This window comes from Verrucomicrobiota bacterium, assembly GCA_037139415.1.
Taxonomy (GTDB): domain Bacteria; phylum Verrucomicrobiota; class Verrucomicrobiia; order Limisphaerales; family Fontisphaeraceae; genus JBAXGN01.
In genome coordinates this window covers 1-13087 of sequence record JBAXGN010000096.1, presented here as the reverse complement: position 1 = coordinate 13087, position 13087 = coordinate 1, and the positions used below count along the sequence as shown (strand labels likewise).

Below are 13087 nucleotides of genomic sequence, written 5' to 3'. Positions count from 1 at the left end.
CTGCTGTGTCGCCGACTTCCCAGTCGGCAGACCGTTTGTCATTTCCCAGCGCGCTTGAACTTCAAACAGTTTGCAGGTTATCGCCAAATCCAACGCAGGGTATCCGGGAAGATGGAACCGCCGTGTTTCCCGGAATGGGTGCCTTCGCCAAGGATAAACTGATAATCGTAGCCTTTTTCCTTCAGCACTGCGGCCATGGCCTGGTTCGCCTCGGGCCAGCTTCCGAACTGATTTACCAAGTCGTTCTTGCCGTCCTGCAGAAAGACGCGCAGCGGTTTCTTGGGCGTGGTCCGCACCAGCTCCGGGTATTTGCCGCCGCCCCGGATGTTCGTGAAACTGCCAATGTGGCTGACGACCTTGCGAAATTTATCGGGCCGTTCCCATGCCACGGTGAAGGAACAGATGCCACCGGAGCTATTACCGCAGATCGCCCAGCCCTCGGGGTTGTCCGTCAGGCGATATTGTTTGGCCACTTCCGGAATGACTTCTTCGATGAGGAACTTTGCATACGCGTCGCTCATGGTATCGTATTCCACGCTGCGGTTCATGGCCCCCGCAGGACGGCCGTCGGCCCGTTTGCGCGGCGCTTCACCCGGCTTGAGGGGTTTGTCGCCGGGATTGATCATGAGGGCGATGGTGACGGGCATTTCCTTTTTGTGAATGAGGTTGTCGAACACCACTGGCACGCGGAACGGGCCGTTGGTGTCGGCAAAGCCTTTGCCATCCTGGAACACCATCAGGTTGGCCGGTTTGGCGGGGTTGTATTGCGCCGGGACATAGACCCAGTAATCGTGCGCAAAGCCCGGGTAGGTTTTGCAATCGGCCATCGTATATTTGGTGACCATGCCGTGGGGGATGCCCGCCTGGGGCATGGAGTCCGGGCCGGGTTTGTATTGATCATCCGGGGTCGCCGCTTTCTCGGCCGCGCCGAGGGTTAGCACGAAACTAAGACTGGCTGCCAATAAGATGGTCGTTTTCATAAATGCGATTCAGGAGGAGCTTACCATCAAACTGGCGGAAAGGGAAGGAAAAGCGATAGGTGAGTTTACCTCATCTCGGGCTAACGGCCTTCTCATCCTTGCTTTTGTTCCCTTGTTTAGGTTTTTGGTCTTTCCCAAGGCCATTTTTCTAATCGCCAACCAGTCATACTCCCGCTACCCTGCTCAAAACTATGCGCTGTCACGTAATGCTTTCCCTGGCGTTCGCCGCTTTGGCGGCAGGCCCACATTTCACGGTTGCCGCAGAAACACCCCTCACCCAAACCGCCGAAGTCTGCGTGTATGGCGCCACCCCCGGGGGAATCCTCTCGGCGATCGCAGTGCAACGCGCCGGACGCTCCGTGGTGATCGTGGAACCCAGCCGCTGGGTCGGCGGCATGTTGGGTGCCGGACTCAAGCCGATGCAGGATTGCCCGAACTTCGAGGCTACCGGCGGGTTGACCCGGCAATTGCTCAAGGCGCTCGGACAACCCGAGTGGGACGGCAATGAACTCAAACGCGCATCGCTTTCCAAAACCAGTCCCCTGGCTGTGCGCGAAGATTTTCAGAAGTTGCTCCAGGAACACAAAATCCCGGTCCTCTTTGAGCATCGCATTGCATCCTGTGAGAAACAGGGGGCCACGCTACAGGTGGCGGTGTTTGATCTGGCGCCGTTCGACGCGTTGGGCTGCCCGGTCGCCCAACCCAAGGCCCGCGCGCATCTGCGGGTTACCGCCAAAATCTTCATTGATGCCAGCTACGAGGGTGACTTGATGGCACGAGCCGGGGTATCCTCCCGGGTGGGACGTGAAGCAGCGACCGAGTACGGCGAGAAATATGCCGGGGTTCAACCGCCCATGGAGGAAGCGCCCATTGATCCGTTTGTAATTCCAGGCAAGCCGGAAAGCGGCTTGCTGAAATGGGTGGAGGCGGATCATGGCAAACCGGTGGGAGCGGCGGATGAGTACACGCAGGCCTATAATTACCGGTATTACACCACGGATGATCCGGCCCGCCGGATTCCCCTCACGCCTCCATCCAACTATGATCCCAAAGACTTTGAGCTGGTGGGGCGTTATGTGGAATACCTGGCCAAAACCATTCCGGATGAGGCTCAGCTTTTCCAGCGGTTGACCCGCATCTTCCCAGGCTGGATGAACTCCGCCGAATGGAATTACCATCGGGAATCCCTTTTCTCCATGGCCCCGGTGGGGATCAGCCATCTGTATGCAGCGGGGGATGATGCCGCCAAGGCGCGTGCCTGGAAGCAGCACCAGGATTATCTGCGCGGCCTGCATGCGTTCATGAGCACGGATGCGCGCGTGCCCGAGGCGTTCCGCAAAAAAACCGCAGCGCTGGGTTTGGATGCGCGCTTCCATCCCGACACCCAGGGTTGGCCGCATCAGCTCTATATCCGGGTGGCCCGCCGCATGAACGGCGTTTACACCATCACCGCCCATGATGTGTACAATGAGACCAAAATTGAGGATTCCATCGGGCTGGCGCAATACGGCATTGACACCTATCCGGCGCGGCGCATCTGGTTCCAGCGCGAAGGCCGGGTGTATGTCGGACTCGAAGGGAAGATGTTTGTGGGCGGCAGCCGTGGTCCCACCGACATTCCGTACCCGATTCCCTACCGGGCAATCACGCCGCGACCGGAGGAGTGCGTCAACCTGCTGGTGCCGGTCTGTTTTTCCGCGTCGCACCTGGGCTACGCTTCAGCGCGCATGGAACCGGTGTTCATGATCTGCGGTGAATCCGCCGGAATTGCCGCCGTGCGCGCGCTCACGGAGAAGGTGACTGTGCAGCAGATTTCCCCGACCGCCTTACGGGAGGCTTTGGAACAGGCCGGGCAGAAGCTCGCTTGGACCGGCGGGCCGCGTCAGGATCATGCCACCAAGGGACGGGCCTTGACCTTTGTCACATTATTGAAGGAGTGCGACACCGACGGCGATGGGTTGATATCCCGGGCCGAGTGGAACGCGGGCAAGCCCGGTTGGGAATGGCTTTTTGCGCTGATTGACACCGATAAAAATGGCAGCATCAATGCCGCCGAATACGAGGCTTTCCAGGAGTACAAAGCGAAACATCCCGATTGGGCCAAACAGCGGCCCTCAGCAACCCCGTAAAAAGCTGGGACACTCCGCCACCCAATAGCCATCTTCACCTGGATGTATTAAAACCTGTCGCATGATGAGAATTTGCCAGCACCTCTGCTCCCAGTCAAGCTGGCCGCTTTTCGTTCATCGCTTTCAGAAGTGCCAAAACGAACCTTGCACAAAGAACAGGTTGTGATATGAAACCATCGCGCATGAATACAAGGCTTCGGCAATTCGTTATCCGCACCGCTTCAAGCTGGGAGTGTGGCGGAATGCAATTTCTTCTCCGTATGGTCATGCGTGGTTGGTTCACGTTCGCCGTGATGCTTCTGTTTGGAATGACTTCGGGGGGAGCCGCCGAAACTGCCGCCCCGCGAACCCTCACGGTGGATTTCAACCGCGAGGCCGGCAGTGTCCAGCCGCGCATTGGCTTTCTCGGCGGACTGCGCGATCAGACGCCTGACGATTTGCTTCGCCCGCTGCACCCGTCGCTCTGGCGCATCGGCCATCAGTTCCGGGGGCGCATCGGCAACGGCCTGACCGGCGCGATTGATCGCGTGGAATCCCTTGGTGCGTGCTATAAACTTGTGATGAGCGATCTGATTGCCTCCCAGCCGGTGGATTTTGCGCGCTATGAAGCGGAGGTGAAAAAACTCGCCGCCCAAATTGGCCCGCGCGCCGGGCGCGTCATCTGGGAGCCGGTGAACGAGCCGGATTGCAGCCACAAGCCGATCGAGAAGTACTATGAACTGTATGCCCATGCCTTCAAGGCGCTACGTGAAGTCGAGCCGCAAGCGCTGCTCTGCGGTCCCGGCTTCGCCTTTCCCAGTTATGACAAGTACAAAGCCTTCCTCGACTATTGCCGCGCTCACAAGCTGGAGTGTAACTACCTTGCCTGGCACTACACCGGTTGGGATCCGGCCCAGCCGGAAAAGTCCAAATGGCAACTGGGCCGCATGCGTGAATTCATCACGAGCCATGCGGATCTTAAGATTCGCGAGATTCACTGCGACGAATGGGGCGCCGGTCCCGACAAACCCGGGCGGCTGCTGCCGGGGCGCGCGGTGGTTTGGTTCCATTATCTGGAGAACGTGTACAGGGTGGATCGCGCCTGTCGCGCCAATTGGGGCAAGGCGGATGACTACCTCGGCGGAATCATCACGGCGCAGTCCGAACCGTATCCCGTCTTCAGCGCGTATCAATGGTACGGCTCCACCGCCGGCCAGACCCGCGTCCCCGTTGAGGGTTGCGATGGTTCGCTGGCGTGCCTGGCGAGCAAGCGCGGCGGACGTTGCGAACTGATCGTCGGGTGGACGGGCAAAGGACCGGCGGCGGTGACGCTGGAGCTGAAAAATGCACCCGCCAATTTTGCGGTGAGCCTGAACGTCATTGCCTCTGCGAACTTGGACCTTCCCGTGACGCCGGATAAAATCCCTGCCAGCAACGGTTATCGGCTGGACAAGACGGGAGACCGGGTGCGCCTGACCTTGACCAAGGTGGGGGAGAATGAGGCCTGCCATCTGGTCCTGACGCCCGCCCGATAAACTGCGGTTGGTTCAAACATCCCGCCCCCGAGGGCACGCTGGCCGCGCCAGTGGAAGGAGCGCGGGCCCACGTGGTCCAATGTGTTCCAAACCGTTGAGGGCGGTCTGGGCTATTGGCGGGCAACCATTTCCGCTACGGACCGCCGAAGTTCAGCCTGAACGCCACCCCGCAATGCTACGAATCAGCTACGTCCCGATTGTTACCCGGCAGACCGCGCAGTGATGCATGGGCAGGCGTGGGACATGGCTCAATCTCCCAAAAGCATTCTCCCGACTGTCACTACATCTTCCCGCACTCGTCCGCGATCCTCGACATTGCCGGGATGGAACTCCGCTGCTCGAATTGGACCGTCTTGGCCCGGGGCGGAGAAATCATTTTGAAGTGCTATTAGTGCGAATTCATAGCCGGTATTACCAGTCTCCGCTTCAGCGCGGAACGCCGCTACAGCCGCCTCTGGCCCATCCACAAATCGTGTGACGGCGAGCAAGACGTCGTAGGCATCCTTCGGAAGCCGTCGTCCGGTTGGTCCGCCAAACGCATTAAATTTGAGCACGAGCATCGGGCCGATGTCCGCTACTGCGACTTGGCATTCTTGCTCCGCTCCATATAAGTCGCGTCCTTTGACTAGCACCTTTCGGCGACAGGCCAGAGCCCGATTCACACCGGGAATCACACTGGCAACGACATCATCCACGATGCGAGCGCCCGTCAGTGAAGGTGGGTCTTCGGTCAGAAAATCCAAGTAGAGATTCAGGTTGCCAAACCTGCGAACCAGCCGGTTGCCCTCCAACTTGAAATCCAGCCCTGCCAGATCCGATTTGATTGTTCCATACTGGCCACCCGATGCGGCCAGCGAGATGCCAAAATCCACGTCCATCGTTACCGCACCTGGCAGGCCAGCTACATCGTGCTTCGTGAGGTAATGCACGGCCAACCCGCCTACCAACACGAGATCATTGTGGTATCGGCCCAACGAACGCCACGCGGTCAGCAACGCCGCCTCCGCTGAGAGCAGGCTTTCCTTGGGATAATCCGTGAATGTTCCGAACTTGCTCATGCCCACCCTCCCGCAAAGTCCGGCCACCGTTTCAACTCTTCCGCCTGTTCCTCACCGCGCAACCCGCCACGCAACAGGTCGAGATAAATCTGCACGTCCGACACCAACGCAAACCCACGCACCGTCTGCGACGGATGAAACACTCCCTCCTCCTTCGGCAGCACGAGCCGCAATCCTCCACCCCCAGCCGCCACTCGCCGCCCCAGCAGTTTTTCTGTGATCAGCGCGTCGTCCGGAAATTTCTTCACATAAGCCGTTACCACCACCGGCGTCGTGTGCGGATGCCGCAGCCACCCGGCAAACCACTGGGTGAACAAGGGCGCGTCAGGCAATGCTGCTTTGAGCTTTTTCGCCAATTCCAGCGGGTCGGATAGCAAAACGGAATACTCGTGGGTGCATGTTCGCTTTTCCCAATCATCCGCCTTCACCCAGGCATCCAGCACCGCACCCGGTTTCGTCACGCGCAAACCTCCCGGCGCTTCCGCCGCCCATTCGCGTGACAGCAATTGTTGCCGCACCGCACTCACCCAGCCAAGACTTACCTGTGCCGATTCCGCCAATGCTGTCACCTTCCACGGACGCAACGGCCCTTGCAACAAGACCCGCAACACCCGCGTTGCCCGAGGCGCAAACAGCGACCGCGTCTCCCGCTTCTCGCGAAACGGATTGTCCGCCGCACGCGTCTCGATGAACACCTGATCAAATGACAACCGCGCGTTACCCGCCAAGTCCGCGTAGCCGATACCGGCTTCGGTGCAAATCCTGGCCGACTCCTCCGAGATGAACGGCGCGAGCAGCAGCCCATAGTGCGGCACGTCCTGCAGCAGATGTTTGAGATAATGCTCCAGTTGCAGCACTGCCGTCCGCACCTCGCGCGGTTGCCCGAGGCGCTTTTCCTCCACTACCAGCGTCCACTTCCGGTCACCCGCCGTCACCTGTGCCAGCCGGTCAGCGCGGTCGGGCGAATGGGGCGAAATCCGTGCGTTCTGCTTGAGTGAAGCCAGTTTCAAAAACGGTATGCGCCCCAGCAATTCGCGCATCACCACCTCGAATTGTGGTGTTAAATCCCGATCTTTCAGTTTTTTTACCATTTTCATCACATGGTGAAACTACCACATTTAGTGAAATATGGCAATAACCGATTTCAGTATTTAGCCATATTTCACCAATTGGTGAAATATGTGGCTTTAGTGAAATAGTTCTTTTTGCCGAGCCTATGTGTTCCGAATATTGGACGTGGGATGCTGGTATCCCTTGATCCCGCACTGTTGATAACTCCGCTCGCAAATCATTCCGGTGTTTTCATGCCTTAATCCCCCATCTTCCAATTACCGGGCGAAGAAGTGGTGCCCAGGGACTTCGACTCTGTTTGCCCAGATCGCCGATAGATTCCCCGGTTCAGATCAAACATCCCTATGCGCCTCGCTCGCGTATCGCCAGCTGCCCAAAATCCTGCGCGCCTTAGTCTCAGCTTGAAAGCTCATTGGAATAAGACGCTATTTCCTGGCGGGGCGCGTGGTGATGGTGCTGCGCTGCTCCAGCGTGAGGATCACATTATCAATCGCCCACTTAAGGCTCTTCTGAATCGTAGCATGGGCTTGCTTGGATTTTTTATCGTCCCCTTGAACGGCAGCCAGGTCTCTTGCTGCAATCTGGCAGGCGGATTTGATCTTGGCGGTTTGGTCGTCGGTCAGGTTCATACGTTTGTAACGTGCCAGGGTGGTCTGGGCCAACTCCACACCGGCAATAACGATTTTTTGTTCCTCCGACAACACCGCTTGGATGGCTTTATCCGCCTCGGCGGTCGCCTGTGTGCGCTTTGCTTCCAGTTCCTTGAGGTCGCTATTGGCCTTCTTTTTGGCGGCGTCATCGGCACCTTTTCGCGCGGCCTTGGAGGCTTCTTCGGCGGCTTTTAGTTTCTCGCCGTTCTCCTTGTCCCAGGCCTCGAGGGCTTCCTGCTTGAGCTTGAATTTCTCCTTGAGCGTTTTCTGCTGCTCCTCATCCAGCTTGCATTCGCGGATGATGAGTTCCTGCTGTTCCTGCAAGGTTTCCTGCGATGATTTTGGGGCGGCCTTACCGCGTGCGGCGGCGGACAGGTTTGGAACAACCATGGCGGTCAGGGCCACAGCCACGACGATGGCGGAGAGTGTTTTCATAACGGCAGGGTAATCCTCCAACCGCTGGCGTCAAGGGCGAATGCGAAGGAAAATTCACCGTTTTGCCGATCTTTGGTGCTCGAGATTGTTTTCACAACCCATTCGATGAGAGGATGATTGACGCCAAAAATCTTAGATCCATACCATTTTTTGCCGATCTGGTTGCCGATCTTCAAGAACGGTGGTTTGCAGTCAAAAGGTTTATTCCATTTTCCGAACGCGCACGGCGCGGATCAGCAATTCGTCGCCGCCGTTGTGAAAGCGGAAATCGGCTTCACTATTTTGCGATCCGTTGAAGCGGGGATCCGTCACGCGGAAAACTTCCTTGCGCCATTGGCCGGTAGCCGTGCGGCTGATGGCTTTCGGGCCACCTTTGTAGGCACCTGCCATGGCTGACTTGGTATCCGTGGAATCGTACTGCAACGTGATGCGGCCTACCCCCGTGTCCAGGTAATGCAGTTCAATCTCTACCGGACCGCTTCCCGCACGATAGAATGAGTCATCCACATCGAGGTAAAGGTAGCGGTTCTTGGGCACCGACCAGCAACGGGTGCCGTTGCGTTCAACCAGGGCAAACTGCCCGTCACCGCCCGGGAGGGCGGTGAGGCCGTCCGAGCGCGCAGGCGTTCCCGAGACTTCGCGCGCGTTGGCATACGGAGAAACCGGTCGGCAGGTCTGATTGGTTTCGTATTCGCGTACCAGCCAAAGCAGCGTGTATAGATCCACGATCTGGACTTGGTCGCCAGCGAGACGGTGTAATTCCTGTTCCAACTGGACATACCAGGCTGGGGCTTTGAGAATGGACCGGCACACCAGGAAGCGCGGCGGCGTGCCGCGGCTGAGTTGGTAGAGCCGGCTGGCCGCCTCCGCCGGTTGGCCATCCAAATCCGTGCGCATCCGCAGATAAGGCATGCCCTGGTGCACGCCTTGGCGCCCGATCTTTTGCCCCACGATGCCATCCGGCGAGAAACGCGCGTAAGCGCTGAGTCCTTCCGGTGACAGGCCCGGCGCAAACCCGTCAATGACAAAGCCGGTGAGACTGAGGTCCCACTGTTCAAAAAATTTCCGGCAATGTTTTTCCCAGGCAGCGAGTCCAGAGGGCAAACCCGAGTGCGGGCGCGGCAACGTCAGGTAGCCGGGATTGAGGTAACCCGCGCCGGAATCACCGGCGACAAACCAGTCGTTGGAACTGCGGCGTTCCCGCGCCCACGCCATGCCCAGGGGGGAAACGCTCGCTGAGGTTCGGATTGAACGCCCACGACAGTGGGGTGGTGCCGCGCGCTGGGTCGCGCCACATCCTGGGCAACTCGCGATACAGCCACGCCGCCGCGTCATAATCTCCCACGTAATGTGCCACATACGTCCGGGGCGCCATGCGGCCCCGGGCGTCGAGCAGACCCCGCGCGGTGAGGCTGGCGCGGGTGGGTTTGGGATTCTGCGGATAGCGTGCCGCCAGGGGATAATGCTGATAAAATGAGGCATTGGCCATGGCACCCAGGCCGAGGGCATCCGCATCCATATAGGCATTGAAACACGAGAGAATCTCCGCGTAGCGCCATTCCGTCGCCACCTCTTCATGCCGGCCGCCAGCGGACCACGCGGCATTCTTGAATCGCGTGTACTTGTACGCCCATGGAACAAAGCCGGCTACTTGAATGACGCCCTCGCCTTTGAAACGATCATAGGCCGCGCGCAGCAGCGCCTTAAGCGTGGCGGCGTCCGTGCCGGGCTTTTGCTGCGGATCATCCACCCAGGCTTCGTCGTCCCAGACATTCAGATCGAATAACACCCCGCGCCGGGCAATCAGGAAATCATGGTTCGACAGGGTGTGGTTCTCCGGGCCTGAGGCCTTCCAGCACTGGAGCCAAAACGCGTCGAGGTAATAGCCTAGGCGCTGCGGGTTGGCCTTGCCGGTTTTGACATAGTGCTCGATCAGCCATTGGTACGCGTCCCCCTTGGCGGTGCCGGAGGACGCGAGGCGCGTGCCCGGAATCAGGCCCGCGCCGGTGAACAGGGGCGCCCCATTTTCCAGCAGCAAGCGCACCTTCACCGGGAGGCGGTGTCCGCCTTGCGTCAGTCGCCGGTAAAGCGAGCCCTCGCGGGTGTCGTAACGCAGGCAGAGCAAATCGTCGCAGCCGGCGATGGTGGAGGCGAGATTGGAGGTGGACGGCACGCGTTCATCCCAAACCACGGCCCCTTGATAACAATCGTGGAACCGCTTCAGCAATTCTTCGAGGGTTGTGAGGCGCACGATTTCGCGGCCTGCCAGCCATCCGCCCGGCTGGGTCATTTGTTCCCACCAGAAATCGTCCGGTTGCCGAATATAACGCAGGAACAGGCGTGGCGCGTGCCGGTTGGCCAGCCCTTGCAGTGAAACGACCAGGTGCGTTTCGTCCCAAAACTGGCGGCGCTGCTCGGGATCGTTACGATCGAGCTTATACAGTCCGGTGAGGTCGAAAAATACCACCGGACCCCGCATCGTGTCCGCTGGCGCGGACACGGCAGACTGGCCGGTGACAACCATCCATCCCACCATCACGCCCAGGAGGTGGAAAAGCAAACGTGCCTTGAGCGATAGGGTGCCTCGATGTGATTTTTTCTTAAGGTTTTTGGTTCTTGGCATACCAGGATTGGAGGAGTTTCTGTCGCTCGGTGGGCTGGGCGGCCGGCTGATTGTTCTGAGGATCTTCGGTGTGCTCAACGCTCCAGCCACTCCATTCGCGAAAGGCGTGATAGCTCCAGTCCCAGTCGTGCGCCTCAAAAATATCTATGACATCCTTCAGGTAACGGTGCGCACTCTGGTTGGGTGCCCAGCGGATGGCACTGAATTCGCCCATATAGATTTGGACGTTGAAACGCTTCTGAAAATCCACCACGGGCTGTAGGGCGCGCTCCAGCTCAGCCTTATCCCACCGCTTGCCGCCGATCTGACCGGGATACTCCACGGGCGGCGCGTCTTTGCGATGCACCCCCTGATGGGTGAATTCACCGGGCAAATACATGTGCACGCTGTACACCACCTTGCTCACGTTGATTGGCAGGAAATCCCGTAGACCATCCGGTCCGCCCCACTTTGACGGTTCGACGATCAGCGTGCGGTCCGGGTCCAGCGCGCGCACCGCCTTGCCCGCCCGTTCCGCCAGTGCCTGCCAATCGTCGCAATCCTCCGCGACGAAATCCTCGACCGGTTCGTTGGCCAGATCAAAGCCCCAGATCCAGGGATTACCACGGTATTTTTTGGTAATGCGCTCCCAAACGGCCACGAATTTATCCTGCACCTTGCGATCCGTGAACAGGCGGTCATCCGAGCCAACGTAGCCGCTGGTGGTGGATTTGCCACCCGGCGGGGAATGCAGGTCCACCACCACCAGGACCTTGGCGCGGGCGCACCAGCCCAGCACTTCATCCAGCTTATTCAACTGGCCGTCCAGCCAGGCATCGTAATCCTCCAGCGAACTTGGCGCACCCGGTTTGCCGTGGCGGATCAACTGCCAGCGGATGACGTTGGCGTTCCACTCCTGCCCGAAGATGAGCAGGCTGGCCTCGGTGAGATTCGGCGCTACCATCGCGCCCCGCAGGCGCGGCAGCGCGTGCCCCTTGTGCATTGGCCCCGCCACCGGCGCGGGAACATCTGTGCGCATCGCGCGATACACGGAAATTTTGACATCATCGAACCAGACTTTGCCGGTGACCTGCTCCATTCCGGCGATGAGTGTGATTTTGGTGGCATTGGTGGGGATGCGTGCCTGGTAAACGGCCTGCTGCCAATCAAAGCTGCCAACGCCGAGCGGTGCCTGTGGATACTCAGGCCCCTCCGGCGTTTGGATGACCAGCATGAGTTTGACGCCGTTCCATGGATTAGGCTTGGCGCTGACGTCCTGCGCCTTTACCCACGCGCTTACCTGCACGACGTGCCCGCGCATCGCTTCCGCTGGCAAAGTCAGGGATGCGCTTGCGCCGGACTTCGACGCTCCGCGATTTTCCACGCAGAGGCTCCGTGCGCTCTGGTGTCCCGTCTCAACTTGCTTGCGACCGCTCCAGGGATTCAGGTCGTCTGGTCCTTCAAAGTCGGATTGGAAAAAGACGTGCCCGCGCGGCAGCGCCGCCAAAGCAGACACGCTCGCGCACAGGAGCAGCGCGTGGATTATTCCATGCACCGAGAAATTGGAACGCCAGGATTTCATGCGGGCAGTGTAGAACAAGTGAAGAAATCGAGAAAGTGGAAAAACCCCTCAATTTCGATGTTTTTTTGGTATGTACGGGGGACACTGTGTTCCGATGCGGCATATACATCATGGTTGCGATGATTGGATGAATGTCGCAGGACCGCATGAACCGGATGCGTATGAGATAACTCCAATTGCCCCGGCGGGTGCCAGAAACAGTGCCCGAACCAATTCACGTGAGTTTGGAATATCGGGGAAAAGACATTGCTAACTTTATGCGCAGGAGTTAGTGTGCCCACTATTGAATGATAAACTAAAAGCAGTTCGCCCAACCGCATCATGTCAAGTGGTGGGAAAAGCATTTCATCATTTTGGTAATCGTCAAACTTCACATGGAACATGATACAGAAATTCTAGACATTGTTTCCTGCCCACCCGGTTGGTTTAATATCTATCTGACACGAGGTGAACCTGGGTATTTTCTGAGTCCTATTGCAGTTTGGGCTAAGGTCAAAGTTATTGGATATGATATACGTGACCAGTATGAGGAAGATATTTCAGACTTCATCGGCCTCGATGGCACACACTGGATCACATGCCCCTGGGTAGAGGGTGATGGATATTACGGTACTGTTCACACATCCGAGATTACGGACTTCATGAGACGTGAATGGTACTTTGAAGCCATGTTCAGAGAGAGCAACCAGGACCTTAATCTGTCTCAGGTACCAAAGGAGAACCCTCCCGAATTTTCTGGAACGCCTATTAAACTGGCGCACATCGTTCATCACGCAGAATGCCTTTCCGATAACACTCACGTTATTTGTCGCACACCGGCTTTTCCGGGTTGGTTTAATGTATACCTCCTTACGGACGAGCCTTGGTACTTACTACGGCCAATTGCCATATGGGCTCTTGTGCGCCGACGGGAACCGCGCAAGTTTTTCCTGAATGCTCTTGGAAAACTATGTCCTCACTTTTTACTGTGGGAAAGATTCGGCCTGCCATGTGTTGAAGGAGTTGATGGAACTCTAGCCCCAGTTTACGAGTTAGCATAGTCGTTTTTCTGTAAGCTGTTTTGGTT

The 13087-nt window shown here is 58.1% G+C and carries 11 protein-coding genes; 3 read left to right on the top strand and 8 right to left on the bottom strand.

Annotation, left to right across the window (positions count from 1 at the left end; all coding sequences use genetic code 11):
* Positions 1–77: 77 nt before the first annotated feature.
* The gene (locus tag WCO56_16910; GenBank protein MEI7731258.1) at positions 78–980 is read right to left on the bottom strand and encodes an alpha/beta hydrolase-fold protein; all 903 of its coding nucleotides are present in this window, start codon (positions 978–980) and stop codon (positions 78–80) included.
* A 191-nt stretch (positions 981–1171) separates the two neighbouring features.
* Between WCO56_16910 and WCO56_16905 the strand changes: the two genes are divergently transcribed.
* On the top strand, positions 1172–3109 hold the full coding sequence (locus WCO56_16905; GenBank protein MEI7731257.1) for an FAD-dependent oxidoreductase: 1938 nt from the start codon (positions 1172–1174) through the stop codon (positions 3107–3109).
* Between the two features lie 182 nt (positions 3110–3291).
* Positions 3292–4623 carry a hypothetical protein gene (locus tag WCO56_16900; protein ID MEI7731256.1) on the top strand — a complete coding sequence of 444 codons (1332 nt, stop codon included), beginning with the start codon at positions 3292–3294 and terminating at the stop codon, positions 4621–4623.
* A 248-nt stretch (positions 4624–4871) separates the two neighbouring features.
* Here WCO56_16900 and WCO56_16895 read toward each other — a convergent pair whose 3' ends face one another.
* The 7 genes from WCO56_16895 to WCO56_16865 all read right to left on the bottom strand — a co-directional run bounded on the left by WCO56_16895 (position 4872) and on the right by WCO56_16865 (position 12021).
* Entirely contained in the window at positions 4872–5681 is an 810-nt protein-coding gene (locus WCO56_16895) for a hypothetical protein (protein ID MEI7731255.1), read from the bottom strand.
* A complete protein-coding gene (locus WCO56_16890; protein ID MEI7731254.1) occupies positions 5678–6778 on the bottom strand; it encodes a hypothetical protein in 1101 nt (366 codons plus the stop codon). The genes WCO56_16895 and WCO56_16890 overlap by 4 nt, the downstream gene beginning before the upstream one ends.
* A gap of 399 nt (positions 6779–7177) precedes the next feature.
* Complete coding sequence (locus WCO56_16885) at positions 7178–7837, bottom strand: hypothetical protein (protein ID MEI7731253.1); 660 nt, start codon at positions 7835–7837, stop codon at positions 7178–7180.
* On the bottom strand, positions 7834–8013 hold the full coding sequence (locus WCO56_16880) for a hypothetical protein (GenBank protein ID MEI7731252.1): 180 nt from the start codon (positions 8011–8013) through the stop codon (positions 7834–7836). Before WCO56_16880 ends, WCO56_16885 begins: the two co-directional genes overlap by 4 nt.
* A gap of 25 nt (positions 8014–8038) precedes the next feature.
* Positions 8039–9052, bottom strand: coding sequence for a hypothetical protein (locus WCO56_16875; protein ID MEI7731251.1), 1014 nt, complete (start codon positions 9050–9052; stop codon positions 8039–8041).
* Entirely contained in the window at positions 9000–10460 is a 1461-nt protein-coding gene (locus WCO56_16870) for a GxGYxYP domain-containing protein (protein ID MEI7731250.1), read from the bottom strand. The genes WCO56_16875 and WCO56_16870 overlap by 53 nt, the downstream gene beginning before the upstream one ends.
* Positions 10438–12021: a cellulase family glycosylhydrolase gene (locus WCO56_16865; GenBank protein ID MEI7731249.1), complete on the bottom strand. Its 1584-nt coding sequence runs from the start codon at positions 12019–12021 to the stop codon at positions 10438–10440. Before WCO56_16865 ends, WCO56_16870 begins: the two co-directional genes overlap by 23 nt.
* Positions 12022–12395: 374 nt before the next feature.
* Here WCO56_16865 and WCO56_16860 point away from each other — a divergent pair, with 374 nt between their 5' ends.
* Complete coding sequence (locus WCO56_16860) at positions 12396–13061, top strand: hypothetical protein (protein MEI7731248.1); 666 nt, start codon at positions 12396–12398, stop codon at positions 13059–13061.
* Positions 13062–13087 lie beyond the last annotated feature (26 nt).

What these genes read in the sequence shown, in the direction of transcription:
- WCO56_16865 (MEI7731249.1), bottom strand. Translation starts at nt 12,021, where the DNA reads ATGAAATCCTGGCGTTCCAATTTCTCGGTGCATGGAATAATCCACGCG.
- WCO56_16885 (MEI7731253.1), bottom strand. Translation starts at nt 7,837, where the DNA reads ATGAAAACACTCTCCGCCATCGTCGTGGCTGTGGCCCTGACCGCCATG.
- WCO56_16895 (MEI7731255.1), bottom strand. Translation starts at nt 5,681, where the DNA reads ATGAGCAAGTTCGGAACATTCACGGATTATCCCAAGGAAAGCCTGCTC.
- WCO56_16870 (MEI7731250.1), bottom strand. Translation starts at nt 10,460, where the DNA reads ATGCCAAGAACCAAAAACCTTAAGAAAAAATCACATCGAGGCACCCTA.
- WCO56_16875 (MEI7731251.1), bottom strand. Translation starts at nt 9,052, where the DNA reads ATGGCGTGGGCGCGGGAACGCCGCAGTTCCAACGACTGGTTTGTCGCC.
- WCO56_16905 (MEI7731257.1), top strand. Translation starts at nt 1,172, where the DNA reads ATGCGCTGTCACGTAATGCTTTCCCTGGCGTTCGCCGCTTTGGCGGCA.
- WCO56_16900 (MEI7731256.1), top strand. Translation starts at nt 3,292, where the DNA reads ATGAATACAAGGCTTCGGCAATTCGTTATCCGCACCGCTTCAAGCTGG.
- WCO56_16890 (MEI7731254.1), bottom strand. Translation starts at nt 6,778, where the DNA reads ATGAAAATGGTAAAAAAACTGAAAGATCGGGATTTAACACCACAATTC.
- WCO56_16910 (MEI7731258.1), bottom strand. Translation starts at nt 980, where the DNA reads ATGAAAACGACCATCTTATTGGCAGCCAGTCTTAGTTTCGTGCTAACC.
- WCO56_16860 (MEI7731248.1), top strand. Translation starts at nt 12,396, where the DNA reads ATGGAACATGATACAGAAATTCTAGACATTGTTTCCTGCCCACCCGGT.